Here is an 18,870-nt window from a genome sequence, read left to right as displayed (position 1 = left end):
CGCGATGAACCAGCTCGAGAAGGAACAGTACCTCCGCGAGTACGGACAGCTGAAGGCGAAGGGCAAGCCGTTCTTCCCCTACGCGATCGCGAAGGACTCGGCGATGGCGGCGATCGTCCTCGTCGTCATCATCGTGATGTCGATCGTCCTCGGCGCCGAGCTCGGCCCGAAGGCCGATCCGACGACGACGACCTACGTTCCCCGCCCGGAGTGGTACTTCTTCTTCCTCTTCGAGGTGCTGCGGATCATCAAGCCGCCGGAGTACGTGCCGATGGCGACCATCGGCATCCCGACGCTGGCGATGATCCTGCTGTTCCTGCTGCCGTTCTACGACCGCGGCGCGGAACGCCGGCCCGAGCGCCGGCCGATCGCGACGGCCGCCGGCATCCTGACGATCTTCGCGATGGCCTACCTGACGTTCCTCGGCGCCAACGCCGGCTCCCCGAACGAGATCGACATGGCGCCGCCGTCCGATCTCCAGGGTGCCGCGCTGACGGAGTGGAACCAGGGCCGCATGGTCGTGGCCCAGTCCGGCTGCCTCGCCTGCCACCAGATCGGCGAGAACGGCAACCACGGCCCGGGACCGAGACTGACGCACATCGCGAGAGATCTGCCCGCGGCCGCGATCGCGCAGACCCTGCGCAACCCGACCGCGCCGATGCCGTCGTTCCAGAGCCTCTCGGAGACAGAGCCCGAGAAGTTCAGAGCGATGGTCGCCTTCCTCGGATCGCTCAAGTAGGCGCCCGCCGATGAGCGGCGGCAGCGGACAGCTGAGTCCCGCGGACGGCCGGCTCGAGGAGCCGCAGGTGCGCGCGATGTTCGATCGCATCGCGCGCGTCTACGACCGCATGAACTCCGTCATGACGGCGGGGCTCCATCACAAGTGGCGCGCACGCGCCGTCGACCTCGCGGCGGTCACGCCGGGTGACCGTGTCGTCGACGTCGCCTGCGGGACCGGCGACCTCTCGCTCGAGCTCGCCCGTCGCGTCGCCCCCGGCGGCGAGGTGGTCGGCTGCGACTTCTCCGAGCAGATGCTCGAGCTGGCGCGCGAGAAGGGTGCTCGCACGCCGGCCGTGCCTCACGCGCCGATCCGCTTCGAGTGGGCCAACGCGCTGGAGCTGCCCTACGGCGACGGTGAGTTCGCCGCGGCGACCGTCGGCTTCGGCGCGCGCAACTTCTCCGACCTCGAGCAGGGCCTGCGGGAGATGCGCCGCGTCGTGCGCCCCGGCGGAAAGGTCGTCGTGCTGGAGATAACGACGCCGACGCGCCCGCCGCTGTCGACCTTCTACCGCCTCTGGTTCGACCGCGTCGTGCCGGGTCTCGGCCGCTTCGCCGGCGACAGCGACGCCTACACCTACCTGCCCAGCTCCGTCCGCCGCTTCCCGGGGCCGCATGAGCTGGCGGCCGCGCTCGCGCGCAGCGGTCTGACGAACGTCCGCTACGTCCTCACGGCGGGAGGCATCATCGCGATGCACGTCGGCGAGGTCCCGGGCTAGTGCCCGGTCCGGCAACGTGCGCTCGCTCTGGCTTGCCCTCGCCGCGACTGGCGGCGTCCTCGACCCTCGAAAGGCCTGGCGGCCTTCCTTCGGGTCTGCGTCCTTGCCAGACACGACGATGACGGCGCCAGAACGATGCGCACGTCACCGGACCGGGCACTGATGGCCACCGCGGCGACGCTCGACGCCGTCGTACGCGCCGCCGGGCCCCAGCTCGGCTCTCTGATGGAGCGGGTCGAGCAGCGTCTCACGGAGCTGACGGCCGGGCACGGCCAGCTCCTCGCCGAGCACGCCGGAACGACGATCGCCGCGGGCGGCAAGCGCCTGCGGCCGTTGCTCGTGCTGCTCGCCGCGGGAGAGTCGGCCGCTCCGACCGACCGCCTCATCCGCTCTGCCGTCGCCGTCGAGCTGATCCACAGCGCGAGCCTCGTCCACGACGACGTGCTCGACAGAGCGCCGGTGCGCCGCGGCCGCCCGACCGTCTTCGCCGCCGCGGGACGCACGGTCGCGACCGCGACGGGCGACCTGCTGTTCTCGCGCGCGTTCGCCGAGCTCGCCGCCAGCGGCGAGGCGGCCGACGTGCGTGCCCTCTCGGGCGCCAGCTCGGCGCTCGCCGCCGGCGAGCTGATGCAGCGCGCCGACGCATGGGACGTCGGCGTCTCGCTCGATCGCTATCTCGAACGGTGCGAGCTGAAGACGGGTGCGCTGTTCGAGGCCGCGTGCCGCCTCGGCGCGCTCGCGACCGCGGGTCCCGATGAGGCGCTCGCGGCGTTCGGCCGGCGGATCGGCCTCGCGTTCCAACTGCTCGACGACGTGCTCGACGTCTCGGGACCGGCGAGCCGCACCGGAAAGGCGCGAGGGACGGACCTGCTCGACGGCACGGTCACGTTGCCGCTGATCATCGCCCGGGAACGCGACCCGGCGCTCGCCGCGACCGACCTGCGGGCGCTCGCGACGGCTGAGCAGGCCGAGTCGATCTGCGACCGGATCGCGGCGACTGGTGCGCTGAGCGATGCGAAGGAGCGGGCACTCGCCGTCGTCGCGGAGGCGAAGGCGGGCCTGCCGGCGCTGCCGCTGCGTCAGCAGGCGACGCTCGAACTTGTCGCCGACGGAGTCGTCGAGCGCTACTCGTAGGGCGCCGAGCGCGCCCTAGAAGTCCATCGGCCAGATCTGGTCCGCGTCGAGCGCGGTGACGAAACGGTCGATCTCGTCTTCCATGTTGGCGCGCATCAGACGTTGGAGGTCGCTCACGAGCGCCTCCGTGCCGCGATCGAGCTCTTCGTCGAACCGCTCGACCAGCTCCTCGACGAACACACCATTGCCGAGCCAGTCACAGTTCGGACAATGAAGGGTGACGTCCCAGTGTGACGGACCGGCCTCCTCCCACGCCACGGGGCTCACGAGCCGTGACGCGCAGGCGGGGCAGACGTGGAGCCCCTCAGACGGCTCAGCGGGGGCGGAACCGCCCGTCTCCGCTGGATGGTCCGCGAAGTAGAGCACTTCGATCGTTCTCCCGCTCGGGAGGACGATGCGGCGGACGGAGTGATGGTCTGCGGAGCGGCTCATGGCTTGATCACAGGATCGGCCGCTGCCGGCAGTTACTTGAGTGAGATTTCCGTATGTCGGTGATCGCGGACTCGGTACGCTTCGTAGGACTCCACCGGAGGGATCACATGCCAAACATCGGCCCGCTCGAACTCATCGTCGTCCTCGTCATCGTGCTCGTCATCTTCGGGCCCAAGCGCCTGCCCTCGCTCGGGAAGCAGCTCGGCGGCGGGATGCGCGAGTTCAAGGACTCCCTCACCGGGAAGGACGACGACGAGGCGACCGACGCCACCGGGCGCCCCGCGCTGACGAAGTCGCAGGCTGACGAGCCGCCCGCGGCCGCCACGGCCGCGCCGGTCGAGCAGCACGCCGCGCCCGCCGCTCCGGCGGCGCCCGCCGCACCCGCCGACGCAGCGCCTGAGCAGCGCGGCTGAGCCAACCGCGGCAACGTCGATGGCGACTGCCCTCAAGCCGATCGCGCATGACGATCGGCTGACGATCGTCGATCACCTCGACGAGCTGCGCTCGCGGCTCGTCACGTGTGCGATCGCGTTCGTCGTCATCTTCGCGATCTGCTTCTGGCAGAACCGCGCGCTGCTCGACTTCATCAACGTCCCGCTGAAGGAGAGCACGCCGACCGCGCAGGACCCGATGAACAACGGCCGCCTCGGGCAGGCCGCCGCCGCGCAGAGAAGCGTCGGCACCGGCCTGAGCGCGATCGCGGACGGCTTCGACGCGATCCAGAGAGACCCCGGCATCTCGCCGGCGACGAAGGCCGCGCTCGGCGCCGCGCTGCCGAGAATCAGACAGGCGGCCGACGCGCTGCCGAGAATCACGCCGCCGCGCGTCCCGATCACGACGGGCGTCGGCGAGCCGTTCACGGCGACGCTGACCGTCGTCGCCTACTTCGCGCTGCTGTTCTCGCTGCCGATCCTGCTCTACCAGGCGTACGCGTTCATCCTGCCCGCGTTCAGCCCGACCGAGCGCAGAGTCGCGCTGCCGATGATGATGATGGTCCCGTTCCTCTTCATCGCCGGCGTCGCGTTCGGCTACTACCTCGTGATGCCGCCGGCGATCTCGTTCCTGCAGAACTTCAACGACGAGAACTTCGACGTGCTGCTGCGGGCGAAGGACTACTACAGCTTCGCGGCGATGGCGCTGCTCTCGACCGGCCTGATCTTCCAGTTGCCGGTCGGACTGCTGGCGGTGAACCGCGTCGGGATCCTCAGCGCCCGCCAGCTGCGCGGCAGCTGGCGCTACGCGATCGTCGCGATCGCCGTGGTGGCGGCGGTTCTGCCCGGCGTCGATCCCGTCACAACCGTGATCCTGATGGTTCCGCTGCTCTTGCTCTACGGGCTCAGTATCGTTCTCCTCACGATTGCCGACCGGCGGCGGGGGGACCGCGACGAGCTCGCGGCGCTGGAGCCGCTGGACGGCGAGGATCACGAGGGAAGCTGAGCCATGCTGTTCGACCTGCAGAGCAGAGGGCGGAGAACCGCCGTCAAGATCGTCTATCTCAGCCTCGCCGTCCTGATCGGCGGGGGTCTGGTGCTGTTCGGCGTCGGCACCGGGACCGGTGGCGGCGGCCTGCTCGACGTCTTCAACGACGGTTCTTCCGACGTCAGCTCGCAGGTGAGCGACGCTGAGAAGAGAGCGGATAGAGCCGTCAGAGCCAATCCGCAGGACGCGGCGGCGTGGGCCACCCTCGCACGCGCCCGGTACCTCACGGCCGGCCAGGGCGACAACTTCAACGCCACCGAGCAGAGCTTCACCGCCTCGGGGCAGGAGAAGCTCCGCTCGGCCCAGAGAGCGTGGGACAGATACCTCGCGCTCGACCCCGCCAGACCCGACGCCAACGTGGCCCGCCTGATGGCGCAGGCGTTCGCTCCCGGCGCGCTCAACGAACCAGACGAAGCGGCCTCCGCGCTCGAGATCGTCACCGAGCAGGAGCCATCGTCCGCGGCGTTCAGCCAGCTGGCGCAGTTCGCCTATCTCGCGGGGCAGGAACGCAGAGGCGACCTCGCGGCGGCCAAGGCGGTCGAGCTTGCGCCCGAGGCACAGCGCAGACTTGTCAGAACGTCGCTCGACAGAGCGAAGAGAGACATCCAGGAGCAGCAGCTGAGAGAGGCCATCGAGAGAGGCGAGATCAGAACCAGATGAGCCGCGCCGGGCGGCGCCGGCGTTGTGCCATCCGCCCGACACGCACGCTGGCGCTGGACCCTCTAAGATTCTCTGCCGGTCTGCTGGTTCGCCGACCGTCCCGGGCCGTTAGCTCAATTGGCAGAGCAGGGGACTCTTAATCCCAAGGTTGAAGGTTCGATTCCTTCACGGCCCACTCGCAGCACCCCTCAGCCGGCGGCCTCGGCCGCCGCTTCCTCCCTCTCCGGATGCGCCGCGGGTTCGCTCTCCGCGGCGCGCTGCTCGTACGCCGCTCGCGCGGCCGGGTCCGCTCCGGCGAGGATCTTGTCGGTTCTCATCAGCCGTCCGATGCGCTCGGCGACGCCGCGCGGCAGCAGGAGCGCGAATCTCGTGAGCGGCCCGACCGAGCGCGGGACGAAGACGTCGTGACGGGGGAACTCGAGCGCGGCGACGATCTCGTTCGCGACGTCCTCCGGCTCGACGACCTCGATCCCCCGGCCCTGCTGCAGCCCGGCCGCGAGCTCGGTGTTGACCGGCACCGGCATCACGACGCTCGTCTCGACGCCGCTGCCGCGCAGCTCCGCGCGAATCGCGTCGGTCAGGCCGACGACGGCGTGCTTCGTCGCCGAGTAGGTCGCTCCGCCCGGGATCCCGGTCTTCCCCGCCGTCGACGCGACGTTGACGAGGTGTCCGGTGCGGCGGGGCAGGAAGCGAGCGAGCGCGAGCTTGGAGCCGGTGATCACGCCGTGCAGATTGATGTCGATCTGCCGCGTCGCGGCGCCGTCGGACTCCTCCGCGAACACGCCGAGGTGCATGATCCCCGCGTTGTTGACGAGCACGTCGAGCGGGCCGAGGCGCTGCTCCGTCTGCTCCAGGAACTGCGCGAACGACGCGCGGTCGGTCACGTCGAGCCGCAGCGCGACGACGTCGCCTCCCAGCTCCTGCGCCGTGCGTTCGGTGACGGCGAGGTCGAGGTCGCCGATCGCCACTCTGGCGCCCTTCGCGACGAGCGCCGCCGCCGTCGCACGGCCGATGCCGCGTGCGCCGCCGGTGATGGCGACGACCTTGCCGGTGAGCGAGCGGGGTTGCTTGGCCATCGGGGCGATCCTCCTGTGGCTGGACGGATACTGGCTGTCCGGCCAGTCTCCCCCGAACCAGCGCGGGACGCAACCCACTAGAGTCCTGGGCCGATGGCCACTGCTCACCTCGCCTGCCTCGACGGCGTCGTGCTGCCGGCCGCCGAGGCCCGCATCCCGGTCACCGACGAAGGCCTGATCCGCGGTGACGGCGTCTTCGAGGTCCTGCGGCTCTACGGCGGGCGTCCGTTCGCGCTCGCCGACCATCTCGCGCGGCTCGAACGCTCCGCCGCCAACCTCAGACTGCCGATCGATCTCGACGCCGTCCACGCCGACGTCGCGACGCTGCTGACGGCGGCCGGGACCGGGCCCGAGCACGGCTGCCTGCGGATCGTCCTGACGCGCGGCGGGCGCCGCGTGCTGACGACCGAGGAGCTGCCTGCCAACCCGCCGACGATCCGGCTGTCGTCCGTCACGTATGCGCCGCCGCGGCTGCTGGACGGGATCAAGTCGCTGTCGTACGCGCCGAACATGCTGGCGACGCGGATCGCGCGCGAACGAGGCTTCGACGAGGCGCTGCTGGTCACGCCGCACGGGCGCGTGCTGGAAGCCCCGACCGCGTCGATCTTCTGGGTCGCCGACGGCCGGCTCGCGACGACGCCGCTGGAGGACCACGTGCTCGCCTCGATCACGCGCGCCCGCGTCATCGAGGTGGCGGGCGCGGACGAGCGGCCGGTGACGCGTGAGGAGATCGCGCGCGCCGACGAGGCGTTCCTGGCCTCCACCACACGCGAGGTCCAGCCCGTCGTCGCGATCGACGCCGCCGCCTTCGCCGTCGGCCCGGTCACGCGCGACGTCGCGGCGCGGCTGCACGAGCGGATCCTCGCCGAGCTGCGCTGACCGGGACCGAAGAGATGCGCATCCTCACCGTCATCGGGAACCGCCCGCAGTTCATCAAGGCGTCGGCCGTCTCCTCGCGTCTGCGCTCGCGGGCAGAGGAGATCACCGTTCACACCGGCCAGCACTACGACCGCGAGCTGTCGCAGGTCTTCTTCGACGAGCTGAAGCTGCCCCCGCCCGAGCACTTGCTCGGGATCGGCGGCGGGACCAACACGGGCCAGACCGCCAGGATGCTCGCTGCGCTGGAGCCGCTGCTCGCGGACGTGCGGCCCGACGCGGTTCTCGTCTACGGCGACACGAATTCGACGCTCGCCGGCGCGTTGGCGGCGGTGCAGGCCGGCGTGCCGGTGGCGCACGTCGAGGCCGGCATGCGCTCGTTCGACCGTTCGATGCCCGAGGAGGTCAACCGCGTCGTCACCGACCACCTCTCGCGTCTGCTGCTGGTGCCGTCGCAGACGGCCGTCGAGAACCTGCGGCGCGAGTCGGTCGACGGGACCGTCGAGCTGGTCGGTGACGTGATGGTCGACGTCGCGCTGCTGCTGCAGCCGGGCGCGCGCGCCCGAACCGACACACTGGCGCCCTACGGAGTGGAGCAGGGCGGCTACGTGCTCGCGACGGCCCACCGGGCCGGCAACGTCGACGACCCGGCGCGCCTCGCGCAGCTCGTCGCGCTGCTGCTGTCGCTCGACCGCCCGACCGTCTTCCCGCTGCACCCGCGCACGCGTGCGCGCCTCGTCGACGCTGGTCTGCTCGCGGCGCTGGAGCAGGCGGACCACATGCGGCTGGCGAAGCCGCTCGGCTACCTCGACTTCACGGCGCTGCTGTGCAACGCCCACGCCGTCCTGACCGACTCCGGCGGGGTCCAGAAGGAGGCGTACCTCGCCGGCGTGCCGTGCGTGACGATGCGCCCCAACACTGAGTGGGTCGAGACGGTCGAGGCCGGCTGGAACGTGCTCGTCGACCTCGACGCCGCCGCTGCCGCCGTCGCCCTGGAGCGGATACCGCCACCGGAGCGTCCGCAGCTGTACGGCGACGGCGAGGCGGGAGAGCGCGTCGCGACCGCCGTCGCGCTCTTGACCTAACGCTTGCTAGGTGGCTACGGCCGCCCGATGCGCCGCACGGCGACGCCGGCGGCACGGAACGGCTCGAGCTGGAGCGCGTCGCGGCCGTCCACCAGCGCGCGCAGGCCGGGCAGGTCGGACGGCGTCAGGCCGCGGTACTCGGGATGGTCGGCCTGCAGCACCGCGCCGTCGACGGCGCCTCCGTTCCACGGCGCGAAGCCGAGCTCGATCAGCTCCTCGTCGCTGTACAGCGGATCGGCAGCGACCGCCTCGGCGCCGGCGGCCACGAGCGCGTCGCGGAGGCCGAACGCGCCGGAGAACGCCGTCTCGCGCACGCCGCCGCGGTAGGCGACGCCGAGGATCAGCACGCGGGCGCCGGCGAGTGTGCCGCCGAGCGCCGCCGCGAGCAGGTCGATCGCGTAGGACGGCATCCGGCCGTTGATTCTGCGCGCCGTCGCCGGCAGCTGTGCGCCGCTGTCGCCCTGGAGATAGAAGTGGGGGTAGACCGGGATGCAGTGCCCGCCGACGGCGACGCCGGGGCGGTGGATGTGGCTGAACGGCTGGCTGTTGGCGGCGTCGATCACGCGGCCGACGTCGATCCCGAGCACGTCCGCATGCTGCGCGAACTCGTTCGCGAGCGCGATGTTGACGTCGCGGTAGGTCGTCTCCGCCAGTTTCGTCAGCTCCGCCGCCTCCGCGGTCCCCATCGGCCAGACCTCGGCGTCGCCGCCGATGAACGAGCCGTACAGCTCGACGCCGCGCGCCTCGCCGGCGGCGCTGAGGCCGCCGAGCAGCTTCGGATACGTGTCGAGGTCTCTGAAGATCCGCCCGCTGTAGACCCGCTCCGGGCTGAAGACGGTGAAGAACTCCTGCTCGGCGACGAGTCCGCTGCCGGCCGCCAGCGCGGGCGAGATGCGCTCTCTCGTCGTCCCGGCCGGGACGGTCGTCTCGACACTCACGGTGGTGCCGGCTCTCAGCCCCGCGGCGATGTCCGCGACGACGCTGTCGAGGATCGTCCAGACGGGCCGCGCGCGGTCGTCGACGACGAGCGGCGGTACCGCGATCACGAGATCCGGTCCCTCGGCGACCGCGGCCGTCGTGTCGGTCTGCGCGCGCAGCCGGCCGTCTCCGACGACCTCGGCCAGCGCCTCCTTCAACCCCGCCTCGCCGGGGAACGGCTCCTCGGCGCGGTTGACCTGCTCGCACACACGCGCGTCGACGTCGCAGCCGACGACGTGGTGGCCGGCGCGCGCGACGTGCACTGCCAGCGGCAGCCCGATCTTGCCGAGCGCGACGACGACGACGTTCATCGCGGGCTCAGCCGGCGGGAACGGCTTGCCCCGGAGCGGTCGCGCGGCCGGCTGCGGTCCACATCGTCTGCTCGCGGCCGGGGCCGACGCTGACCAGGACGATCGGCACGCCGATGAACTCCTCCATGAAGCGGAGGTAGGCGCGGGCGTTCTCCGGCAGCTCCTCTTCGCTGCGCGCCTCGCTGATGTCCTCGCTCCAGCCCGGCAGCTCGACGTAGTCGCCGGTCGCGTGGTGAAGCACCGTCTGGTGGTACGGGAACGTGTCGAACTCCGCGCCGTCCTCGCCGCGGTAGCGGGTGCACACCTTGATCGTGTCGAGGCCGGAGAGCACGTCGAGCTTCGTCACGACGAGCGCGGTGAGCGAGTTGAGCCGCGCCGCGTAGCGCAGCGCGACGAGGTCGAGCCAGCCGATCCGGCGCGAGCGGCCGGTCGTCGTACCGAACTCGCCGCCTCTTCTGCGCAGGTCGTCGCCGAGCGCGTCGTGCAGCTCGGTCGGGAACGGGCCGGAGCCGACGCGGGTGCTGTACGCCTTCGCGATGCCCCAGATCTCGTCGATGTCCTTCGGACCGGCGCCGCTGCCGATGCACGCCGAGGCGGCGATCGGGTTCGAGGAGGTGACGAACGGATAGGTGCCGTGGTCGATGTCGAGCAGCGCGCCCTGGGCGCCCTCGAAGATCACCATGTCGCCCTTGTCGAGCTTGTCCCACACGAGGCTCGTCGTGTCGGCGATGTACTCGGACAGGCGCCGCCCGTAGGCGAGGTACTCCTCGGTGATCGCCTGCAGGTCGAGCCTCGGGTCGCGTGCGAAGGGGCGCAGCGCGAGCCGCTTGGGCTCGAGCGCGGCGACGATCTTCTTCTTCAGGATCTTCTCGTCGAGCAGGTCCTGCACGCGGATGCCGATGCGCGACGCCTTGTCGGCGTAGGCCGGGCCGATGCCGCGGCGCGTCGTGCCGATCTTCAGCTTCCCGAGTCTCGCTTCGCCGGCGTCGTCGAGCATCATGTGGTACGGCATGATCATGTGGGCGTTGGCGGAGATCCGCAGCCCGCTCGTGTCGACGCCCCGGCCGCGCAGCTCGTCCAGCTCGTCGGTCAGCACCTTCGGGTCGATCACGACGCCGTTGCCGATGACGCAGGTCTTGCCCGGGTAGAGGATGCCCGACGGCATCAGGTGCAGCTTCCACGTCTCGCCGTGGCGGACGATCGTATGGCCGGCGTTGTTGCCGCCCTGGAAGCGGATCACCGCATCGGCCCGCTCGGCGAGCAGGTCGGTGATCTTGCCCTTGCCTTCATCGCCCCACTGGGCGCCGACGATCACGATGCCTGACATAGCGATGGACAGTGTAGGGAAGAGGAGCTTTCGCCCCCAGCCTGCCTACCCGAAGCGGTCCCCGGCGAAGTTCATGAACTTGGGGTACTCCTTCTGGAACGTCAGCACGATGTCGGCGAGCCCGCCGTTGCGGTGCTTGGCGATGATGATGTCGGCCTCGCCCTCGCGCTCGGACTCTCTGTCGTAGTACTCCTCGCGGAAGATGAACATCACGAGGTCGGCGTCCTGCTCGATCTGGCCGGACTCACGCAGGTCGGAGAGGATCGGTCTCTTGTCCGTGCGCGTCTCGACCGCGCGGGACAGCTGCGAGAGCGCGATCACCGGCACCTGCAGCTCACGCGCGAGGATCTTCAGCCCGCGGCTCATCTGGCCGACCTGCTCGACGCGGCTCTCGACGCGGCCGTCCGGGCGCAGCAGCTGAAGGTAGTCGACGATGATCATGCCGAGGCCGCCGGGGTTCTGCTGGTGCAGGCGGCGGGCCTTCGCGCGCACCTCCAGCATGCTCATGTCGGAGGAGTCGTCGACGTAGAGCGGCGAGTCGGCGAGCCGCTGCGAGGCCTCGAGGATCTTCGGCCAGCGATTCTCGGCGACTCTGCCCTTGCGCAGGTCCTCGCCCTTGATGCGGGCCTGGGAGGCGACGAAGCGCTGCGCGAGCTCGGCCTCGGACATCTCCAGCGAGAACAGCGCGACGGGCTTTCTGTGCTCGATCGCGGCGTTCTCGGCGATGTTCGTGACGAACGCCGACTTGCCCATCGAGGGACGCGCGGCGAGGATGATGAGGTTGCCGGGCTGGAAGCCGCCGGTCACCTCGTCGAGGTCCTTGAAGCCGGAGGGCGTGCCCGTCAGCGACGTGTGCTGGACCGACAGCCGGTGCAGCTTGTCGATCTCGTCGTCGAGCACTGCCCCGACGGAGCGGAAGTCCTTCTGGCGGTCATCGTGGGCGACGTCGAGGATGTCGCGCTCGGCCCATTCGACGACCTCGCGCGCCGGAGCGGCGTGTCCGTAGACGTTGGCCTGGATCTCCTGCGTCGTTCTCAGCAGCCGCCGCAGGAGCGCGTTGTTGTGGACGATGCGCGCGTACTCGCGCACGTTGCCGGCCGCCGGCGCCGCGCCGGCGAGCGCGTCGACCGCCGCCGGGCCGCCGACCTCGTCGATTCTGCCGACCGAGCGCAGCTGCTCGGTCACCGTCAGCACGTCGATCTCGCGACTCTCGCCGTAGAGGTCGAGCATCGCCTGGTAGACCGTCGCGTACTCGGTCCGGTAGAAGTGGTCGGGCTTCAGCCCCTCGTTGATGACGAGGCCGTAGAGGGTCGTGTCCGCGAGCAGGATCGCCCCGAGCACCGACTGCTCGGCTTCGAGGTTGTGCGGCGGGGCGAGGGGATGCTGATGCTGCTCGATGGCGGCCATGGGGAAGGGACGAGTGTAGGTCGGGCGGGAGGCGGAAGCAGCGAAGAACCCGCTATCACCGCAGGACTTCTCGCGGGCGCGTGCCGTGCGCCCGGAACGACGACGGGCCGCGGTGAGACCGCGGCCCGTGGACGAGATAAGGCTCCGTGCTGAGTGCTACTTCTGCTCGACGACCATCGTCTTGACGGTCGCGTGCACGCCCTCTTCGATCTCGACGACCACCATGTGGGTGCCGATGTTGCGAATGGGCTCTTCGAGCTGGATCTTGCGCTTGTCGACTCTGATGCCGCGTGCCTCGCGGATCGCGTCGGCGATGTCCTGCGAGGTGACCGAGCCGAACAGGCGACCGTCGTCGCCGGCCTGCTGGGCGATCGTGAGGACCGTGCGACCGAGCATCGCAGCGTTCTCCTGCGCGCGGTCCTTCGCCTCTCTGGCGGCGCGCTCGGCAGCTGCCTGACGCTGCTCGGCGACCTCGAGGGCGCCCTTCGTCGCCGGCTGGGCGAGCTTGCGCGGGATCAGGAAGTTGCGCAGGTAGCCCGGCGAGACGTCGACGACCGCGCCTCTCTCACCGAGCTGCTCGACGTCCTGGAGGAGGATCGCCTGGGGCATGGCTCAGCGATCCTCGCGGTCGCGATCGCCGCGGTCGCGACGGCCGCCGGCGCGCTCGGGCGCAGCCTCGGCGACGTACGGCAGCAGCGCCAGCTCACGCGCCCGCTTGACGGCGCGGGAGACCTGGTTCTGGTGACGACGGCAGGCGCCGGTGATGCGCCGCGAGCGGATCTTGCCGCGCTCGGACACGAACTTTCTCAGCGAGCCGATGTCCTTCCAGTCGACCTGGTCGACCTTCTCCTTGCAGTACGGGCACGGCTTGCGCCGGCTGGACCCGGTACCGCCCTTCTTGTCACGCCGCCTCGTGGGGCGCCTACGTTGCTTCGCCACTCTTGGCCCTTACCTCGTTGAAAGTGTTCTGATCAGAACGGGATGTCGTCGTCGGCGGGAGCGGACGGCGCAGGCGCGGAACGGAAGTCCTGGGAGTCGATCGGAACATCGCTCCCGCCCGCCACATCGGGGCGCGGGCTTGCGAATCCGTTCCCGGTACCGGCTTCGTCGCGGCCGCCGAGAAACTGCACGGAATCGGCGATGATATCGATTGCCTGCCGTCTCTGCCCTTCTTGCGTCACGTACTCGCGCCATTCGAGCCGGCCGTCGAGTGCGATCGGACGGCCCTTCGCCAGGTAGCGGGCGCAGTTCTCGCCCTGTGCGCCCCAGACCGTGACATCGAAGAAGTTGGGCTTGTCCTCCCACTCGCCACCCGCGCCCTTGCGGCGCGTGTTGCACGCGATGCGCAGGCTGCAGACGGACATGCCGCTCGGCGTCGAGCGCAGCTCGGGATCGCGAGTGAGGTTCCCGGTCATCACGACACGGTTGATGTTGGTGGCGGCCATGAGGCTCCTTTCGGCGGCAGATACCAGCGGCGTTCGAGTCTAGACCGCGTTCCGGGGGGTCGAACCGACCTGACCCCGGAAACTGCGCTGAAACGTCACAGCCTTGTGGGTGTCGTGTGAGAGAACGAGGTCCCGCCGCGGATCAAGCGGCGGGTTCGACCGTCTCGACCGGCGGAGCGCCGATGGCGCCGACCGGGGGATCGAGCGGCGCGGGCGTGCCCGGCGTGACCTTGATGATGCGATGGCGCAGGACGCCGTCGGCGATCTTCAGGTTGTAGGAGAGCGTCTCCACCAGCTCGGCCGGCCCGCTGAACTGCAGCAGGTGGTACTCGGCGTCTCTGACGTGGTCGATCTCGTACGCGAGGTTGCGCACGCCCCACTCCTGCGTCAGCTCGATCTGACCGCCGTTGTCGGCGATCGTCTGCTCCACGTCGGCACGGATCTGCGCTCGACGCTCGTCCTCCACGGACGTGCGGAGCAGGAGCATGAGGTCGTAAATGGGAGTGAGTTCGGCCATGGGCTTTCGTCTGCTGGACAGCGGCGGAGCACTATAGCGCACGGGGGGCGAAATCTGGCGTCCGACCCGCTCTGTATGGAATGCGCGCCGCCGACCGACCGTCGCCCGACGATCCCGAACACGGTGCCTCGCCGCGGATCCGGTGGGGCAACGTCGCGCGTGCCGTCGCCGTGGTCGCGACGATCGCGCTGGCCGTCGTCTGGAGCCGCGGGTCTGCGCCACCGACCGTCCCGCCGCCGGTCGCCGGAGCGGAGAGCGCCGACGCGCCGCCCGCGATCGAGCGGCCCGTCTCAGAGCCGCCGACGGCCGGGCGGCCAACGGCTGAGCCCCCACCGCAGCGGTCGCCGGAGCCGAACCGGGGACGCCGGGGTCGGGTGCGGCGCAGAGGGGAGGGCAGGTCGCCGCGCCGTGACCGCTCGCCGCGCCGGCTGAGATCGGCGAAGCGGTCACCATCCGGGCCGCGCACCTCGCGCGCACCGGCGACGGTGACGGCACCACCTGCGCCGGCGGCGCCGCACCCACCGCTCGCGCCCGCGCCATCCGCCCCGCCGACGCCTGCGCCGGCCGGTCGGCCGCCGCCGGCCAGCGGGAGCGAGTTCGCGTTCGAGTGAGGGATCGCGCGCGGGTGCGGCTCAGGTGCCGTCCCCGCGCTCCTTCTTGCGGATGTCGGCCAGCTGCTCGTCGATCCAGTCGCCCGGATCGCGCTGGGTGACGATGCCCTTCAAGCCCTCCAGGCGGCGCTTGCGCTCCTCCGGCGACATCGTCAGGGCGGCGTGGATCGAGTCGGCCAGCTCCTGGATGTCGAACGGGTTGACCGACAGCGCGAACTCGCCCAGCTCCTCGTGCGCGCCGGTGTTCTCCGACAGAATCGAGACGCCCGCGCGCTCGTTCACGAGCGGGCCCTCCTTCGCGACCAGGTTCATGCCGTCGAACATCGCGTTGACGAGCAGCACGTCGTAGTTCTTGTACGCCGCGACCGCCTCTTCGAGGTCGTCGCGCAGCTTCAGGTGGATCGGCATCCAGTCGGGCGTGCCGTGGCGATGGTTGACGACCGCGACGACCGCCTCGATCCGCTCCAGGTACTCGGCGTACTCGGGCACGTCGGTGCGCGACGGCATCAACTGGGCCACGAACGTCACGCGCTCGCGGAACTCCGGGTGCTGCTCGAGGAAGACGTCGAACGCGGTGAAGCCGCGCAGCACGTTCTTCGACAGGTCGGCGCGGTCGACGCGCAGGATCAGGTGCTCGCGGCGGCGCCGCAGCAGCTCGCCTTCGAACTCGGCCGTGCGCGGCCGCCGTGCGACCGCGCGCGTCGCGTCGGCGTCGATCGGCAGCGGGTAGGCGCGCACCCACACCTCGTGCTCGTGCCAGAAGACGATGCCGCGCTCGAAGTCGACCTCCAGGTCCATCAGGTCGCGGCAGCACTGGAGGAAGTTGCGCTGGTAGGAGCGGGTGTGGAAGCCGATGATGTCGTTCGCCAGCAGCCCCTCGTAGATCTCGCGGCGGATCCGGGTCGGCAGCACGCGCCAGGTGTCCGGCTGCGTCCAGGGGATGTGGATGAAGTGGTGCAGGAACGCGTCGGGCCGCTCGCGCCGGACCAGTCCGGGGAGCGTGTAGAGGTGGTAGTCGTGCGCCATCACGACCGGCTCCTCCTGCCCGTCGATCTCCTCCAGCACGGCGCGCGCGAGGTCCTCGTTGACGACGTTGTAGCCGAACTCGAACGCCTCGACCTCCTCGCGGCGGATGTCCGGCGCGTTCGACAGGTCCCACAGGTAGTGCTGGATGAACCACAGCATCGGGTTCGCGAAGACGTTGTAGAAGCGGTCGTACGCGCCCGGATCGGAGGCGACGAGCCGCACCTTGTAGCTGCCGCCGTCGGGCAGCTCGGCGGTGAACGGGCGCCCGCCGTGCTCATCGGAGACCGCGATGTCCTGCTCGGTCATCGCGGACGCGATCCAGATCGCGTCGCGGTGCGATGCGAGGCCCGTGAGCGCGGTGACGAGGCCGCCGCCGCCGCGCTTGACCTCGCCGTCCTCCTGGAACGTGACGGGCCCTCGGTTGGAGACGAGGACGAGGGGTGCGCCTTCGGCAGAGCTCAACGGCTAGCCCTTCAGGTCGGACATTATTCGCAGCCAGTCGCGCAGCAGCCGCGGCATCAGGAAGTGCTTGCGGATGTGCTCCTTGCCGGCGAGGCCGAGTCTGCGCCCGAGGCCCGGGTCCTGGAGGATCGCCTGCGCGCGCGCGGCGCACTCCTCGACGCTGGAGACGAGATAGCCGGTGACGCCGTCGTGCACCTGCAGCGGGATCCCCCCGACGTCGCCGCCGATGAACGGCCGCGCCTTCCAGATCGCCTCCGAGACGGTCAGCCCGAAGCCCTCGCGCGTCGACTTCTGGATCAGCACGTCGGCGTGCGACTGGAACGCGTTGACCTCGATCGCGCCGACGTTGTTGAAGTTGTTGAGGATGTGGATGTCCGGGTCGCCGTTGGCGTGGGCGACGGTCGCGTTGAAGAAGTCCCAGCCCTCCGGGTCGTCGGTCGCCATCGAGCCGACGAGCGCGAGCTGCACGTCCGGCACCGACTCCTTGACGATCCGGTAGGCGTCGATCACGCCGAGCGGGTCCTTCCACGGGTCGAAGCGCGACACCTGGCACAGCAGCGGACGGTCGACGTCGATGCCGAACTGCTCGGCGATGTAGACCGAGTCCTCCGGCGAGAACGCCATGTTCTTCGGCGCGAGCGGGTCGATCGCCGGCGGCACGATGTGGATCCGTCCCTCCATCCCGGGCGGCACGTACTGCTGCATGTGGAAGACCGAGTCGGGATACGTCTGGATGTACGGCAGGAGCCGCTCGATCGTCTGCGGGTTCGGCGTCGAGAGGTCGATGTGGCAGCGCCAGATCCAGTGGCGGGCCTTCTCGGGCGCCAGCGTGTGCATCGCCGCCGGCTGCGGGTCGTGCGCGATCGCGACGTCCCAGCCGCGCGACAGCTCGCGCGCGTTCATCTCGTTGTAGCGCCGCCACGACTCCCACTGGTCCTCGGTCAGGTCCTGCGGGTTGCCCTGCAACGCGTTGTGCATGACCTTCGTCGCGTTGAAGAACTCCTCGCGGCCGTAGATCACGTGCCACTCGACGTCGAGCCCGACGTCCTTCATCAGCGGCACCATCGTGTACAGGATCTCCGACACGCCGCCGCCGAACGCGGTCGCGGAGAGATGCAGGATGCGCTTGCCCCGCAACGGCTCGGCGAGCTCGCGAATCTCCTCCACGAGCGTGCGTCCGACGATGCTGGCGTAGTCCGCGAGGGTCTTGTGGCCGACGGCAACGGGTTGAAGCATGGACGCTTTGGCTCGGAGTGGACGGGCGCGCGGAGCGTACCGAATGGCACGGCACCGCCGGAAGGGGTTCAGCCCGGACGCGTGCCGAGCGTCACCTGCACCGTGCGCCGTTCGCCGTCGCGCCAAACCTCCAGCGAGACGACCTCGCCCGGCGCGCGATCGGCGATCGCCGTCGCGAGGTCGTAGTGCTGCGTGATCGCTCTGCCGTCGAGCCGCGTGATGACGTCGCCGTCGACTCTGAAGCGGGACGCCTGGAACGCCTCGTCGCCGCCGTCGCCGGCGGTCAGGCCGGCGTCCGCGGCCGGCCCGTCCTCGGTCACCGACTGCACCAGCGCGCCCTGCTCGGACGGCAGCTCGAAGCGGCGCGCGAGCTGCGGGAAGACCGGGACCGTCGAGACGCCGATCCAGGCGTAGTCGACCGAGCCCTTCGCGCGCAGCTGCTCCAGCGAGCGGCGGACGGTGTCGACCGGGATCGCGAAGCCGACGCCCTCGCCGCCGCCGCCCGTCGTCTGGATCTGGGCGTTGATGCCGATCACGCGGCCGTCGGCGTCGACGAGCGGCCCGCCGGAGTTGCCGTGGTTGATCGCGGCGTCGGTCTGGATCGCGCCGCCGATCGCGAAGCGCCCGGCGCCGGTCTCGCCCGAGTTGAGCGAGTCGATCGTGCGGTTCGTGCCGGAGATGACGCCGACCGACAGCGACTGCGGCTCGCCGAACGGGCTGCCGATCGCCGCGACCGGCGCACCGACGGTCAGCGCTCTGCTGCTGCCGAGCGGCAGCGGGCGCAGCGTCAGGTCGCGCGGGTCGACTTGGATCAGCGCGACGTCGGAGTTGAGGTCGGTGCCGACGATCTCAGCCGGCACCTGGTTGCCGTCGGCGAACTGGACGTAGACCGTCTTCGCCGCTCTGACCGACCCGCCGGTCCCGTTCGTGACGACGTGGGCGTTCGTCGCGATCCGCCCGGCGGCGTCGATCACGAAGCCTGAGCCGAGACCCTCCGCACCGGTCGGCGTGGCGTCCTCTCTGTCGCCCTCGAAGAGGCTGATGACGGTGACGACGCCCGGCGCCTCACGCGCGTAGATCGCGCTCGGGTCGAAGCGGCCGCCCGACAGCTGCCGCAGCACCTCCACGCGCGTCGTCGCGACGCGCGTGGGCACGCTGTCACCGGCGTCGCCGCCGGCCGAGCCGAGACCGCGGTCGCCGTCGTCGCCTCCTCCGCAGGCGGTGAGACCGCCGGCGAGCGCGAGCGCGGCGAGCACGGCTGCGCAGCGTCGCACCGGCGAAGGAGCCCCTGGCGAGTTCGCCAGCGGAAACC

20 protein-coding genes and 1 tRNA gene are annotated in these 18,870 nt (G+C 70.5%); 9 read left to right on the top strand and 12 right to left on the bottom strand.

Features of this window, described 5'->3' with window-relative positions; all coding sequences use genetic code 11:
* Window positions 1–4: 4 nt before the first annotated feature.
* The 3 genes from CWOE_RS29760 (at window position 5) to CWOE_RS29750 (ending at window position 2,630) form a co-directional block, all read left to right on the top strand.
* Entirely contained in the window at window positions 5–739 is a 735-nt protein-coding gene (locus CWOE_RS29760; RefSeq protein ID WP_012937377.1) for a c-type cytochrome, read from the top strand.
* 10 nt (window positions 740–749) lie between these two features.
* Window positions 750–1,496, top strand: a complete 747-nt coding sequence (ubiE, locus tag CWOE_RS29755) for a bifunctional demethylmenaquinone methyltransferase/2-methoxy-6-polyprenyl-1,4-benzoquinol methylase UbiE (protein WP_012937376.1) — start codon at window positions 750–752, stop codon at window positions 1,494–1,496.
* Between the two features lie 135 nt (window positions 1,497–1,631).
* On the top strand, window positions 1,632–2,630 hold the full coding sequence (locus CWOE_RS29750) for a polyprenyl synthetase family protein (protein WP_081425572.1): 999 nt from the start codon (window positions 1,632–1,634) through the stop codon (window positions 2,628–2,630).
* A gap of 15 nt (window positions 2,631–2,645) precedes the next feature.
* On the opposite strand, the gene CWOE_RS33740 is transcribed toward CWOE_RS29750, so the two are convergent.
* A complete protein-coding gene (locus CWOE_RS33740) occupies window positions 2,646–3,062 on the bottom strand; it encodes a hypothetical protein (protein WP_012937374.1) in 417 nt (138 codons plus the stop codon).
* Window positions 3,063–3,169: 107 nt separating this feature from the next.
* On the opposite strand from CWOE_RS33740, the gene CWOE_RS34550 reads away from it, so the two are divergent.
* From CWOE_RS34550 to CWOE_RS29730, 4 genes are all read left to right on the top strand, one after another.
* Window positions 3,170–3,475, top strand: coding sequence for a Sec-independent protein translocase subunit TatA/TatB (locus CWOE_RS34550; RefSeq protein WP_012937373.1), 306 nt, complete (start codon window positions 3,170–3,172; stop codon window positions 3,473–3,475).
* A 19-nt stretch (window positions 3,476–3,494) separates the two neighbouring features.
* Window positions 3,495–4,499 (top strand): twin-arginine translocase subunit TatC, encoded by a 1,005-nt coding sequence (gene tatC / locus CWOE_RS29740; protein ID WP_012937372.1) that lies wholly within the window; start codon window positions 3,495–3,497, stop codon window positions 4,497–4,499.
* Between the two features lie 3 nt (window positions 4,500–4,502).
* Window positions 4,503–5,201, top strand: coding sequence for a hypothetical protein (locus CWOE_RS29735; RefSeq protein ID WP_012937371.1), 699 nt, complete (start codon window positions 4,503–4,505; stop codon window positions 5,199–5,201).
* 102 nt (window positions 5,202–5,303) lie between these two features.
* Window positions 5,304–5,376: transfer RNA gene (locus tag CWOE_RS29730), tRNA-Lys, on the top strand.
* Between the two features lie 13 nt (window positions 5,377–5,389).
* Here the strand turns inward: CWOE_RS29730 and CWOE_RS29725 are convergent.
* Complete coding sequence (locus tag CWOE_RS29725; protein ID WP_012937370.1) at window positions 5,390–6,277, bottom strand: SDR family oxidoreductase; 888 nt, start codon at window positions 6,275–6,277, stop codon at window positions 5,390–5,392.
* 93 nt (window positions 6,278–6,370) lie between these two features.
* Here CWOE_RS29725 and CWOE_RS29720 point away from each other — a divergent pair, with 93 nt between their 5' ends.
* Both CWOE_RS29720 and wecB read left to right on the top strand, forming a co-directional pair.
* A complete protein-coding gene (locus tag CWOE_RS29720; RefSeq protein ID WP_012937369.1) occupies window positions 6,371–7,156 on the top strand; it encodes an aminotransferase class IV in 786 nt (261 codons plus the stop codon).
* 14 nt (window positions 7,157–7,170) lie between these two features.
* Complete coding sequence (gene wecB / locus CWOE_RS29715; RefSeq protein ID WP_012937368.1) at window positions 7,171–8,238, top strand: non-hydrolyzing UDP-N-acetylglucosamine 2-epimerase; 1,068 nt, start codon at window positions 7,171–7,173, stop codon at window positions 8,236–8,238.
* Window positions 8,239–8,252: 14 nt separating this feature from the next.
* Here the strand turns inward: wecB and CWOE_RS29710 are convergent, their stop codons facing one another.
* The 10 genes from CWOE_RS29710 to CWOE_RS29660 all read right to left on the bottom strand — a co-directional run bounded on the left by CWOE_RS29710 (window position 8,253) and on the right by CWOE_RS29660 (window position 18,832).
* A complete protein-coding gene (locus CWOE_RS29710; protein WP_012937367.1) occupies window positions 8,253–9,527 on the bottom strand; it encodes a nucleotide sugar dehydrogenase in 1,275 nt (424 codons plus the stop codon).
* A 7-nt stretch (window positions 9,528–9,534) separates the two neighbouring features.
* Complete coding sequence (locus CWOE_RS29705) at window positions 9,535–10,854, bottom strand: adenylosuccinate synthase (RefSeq protein ID WP_012937366.1); 1,320 nt, start codon at window positions 10,852–10,854, stop codon at window positions 9,535–9,537.
* Window positions 10,855–10,899: 45 nt separating this feature from the next.
* Complete coding sequence (gene dnaB, locus CWOE_RS29700; protein WP_012937365.1) at window positions 10,900–12,261, bottom strand: replicative DNA helicase; 1,362 nt, start codon at window positions 12,259–12,261, stop codon at window positions 10,900–10,902.
* A gap of 156 nt (window positions 12,262–12,417) precedes the next feature.
* Window positions 12,418–12,870: a 50S ribosomal protein L9 gene (rplI, locus tag CWOE_RS29695; protein WP_012937364.1), complete on the bottom strand. Its 453-nt coding sequence runs from the start codon at window positions 12,868–12,870 to the stop codon at window positions 12,418–12,420.
* A gap of 3 nt (window positions 12,871–12,873) precedes the next feature.
* Complete coding sequence (gene rpsR, locus CWOE_RS29690; protein ID WP_012937363.1) at window positions 12,874–13,200, bottom strand: 30S ribosomal protein S18; 327 nt, start codon at window positions 13,198–13,200, stop codon at window positions 12,874–12,876.
* A 32-nt stretch (window positions 13,201–13,232) separates the two neighbouring features.
* Window positions 13,233–13,706 (bottom strand): single-stranded DNA-binding protein, encoded by a 474-nt coding sequence (locus tag CWOE_RS29685; RefSeq protein WP_012937362.1) that lies wholly within the window; start codon window positions 13,704–13,706, stop codon window positions 13,233–13,235.
* A 142-nt stretch (window positions 13,707–13,848) separates the two neighbouring features.
* Window positions 13,849–14,193: a 30S ribosomal protein S6 gene (rpsF, locus tag CWOE_RS33735; protein ID WP_049793456.1), complete on the bottom strand. Its 345-nt coding sequence runs from the start codon at window positions 14,191–14,193 to the stop codon at window positions 13,849–13,851.
* Between the two features lie 662 nt (window positions 14,194–14,855).
* The gene (locus CWOE_RS29670; protein ID WP_012937360.1) at window positions 14,856–16,322 is read right to left on the bottom strand and encodes an alpha,alpha-trehalose-phosphate synthase (UDP-forming); all 1,467 of its coding nucleotides are present in this window, start codon (window positions 16,320–16,322) and stop codon (window positions 14,856–14,858) included.
* 3 nt (window positions 16,323–16,325) lie between these two features.
* Window positions 16,326–17,558, bottom strand: a complete 1,233-nt coding sequence (locus CWOE_RS29665; protein WP_012937359.1) for a glycosyltransferase — start codon at window positions 17,556–17,558, stop codon at window positions 16,326–16,328.
* A gap of 68 nt (window positions 17,559–17,626) precedes the next feature.
* Window positions 17,627–18,832 carry a S1C family serine protease gene (locus CWOE_RS29660; RefSeq protein WP_148261226.1) on the bottom strand — a complete coding sequence of 402 codons (1,206 nt, stop codon included), beginning with the start codon at window positions 18,830–18,832 and terminating at the stop codon, window positions 17,627–17,629.
* Window positions 18,833–18,870 lie beyond the last annotated feature (38 nt).

This window comes from Conexibacter woesei DSM 14684 (assembly GCF_000025265.1).
GTDB classification, from domain to species: Bacteria; Actinomycetota; Thermoleophilia; order Solirubrobacterales; family Solirubrobacteraceae; genus Conexibacter; species Conexibacter woesei.
Note: the sequence above shows the minus strand (reverse complement) of the source record. Positions and strands in the feature narration are given on the sequence as shown.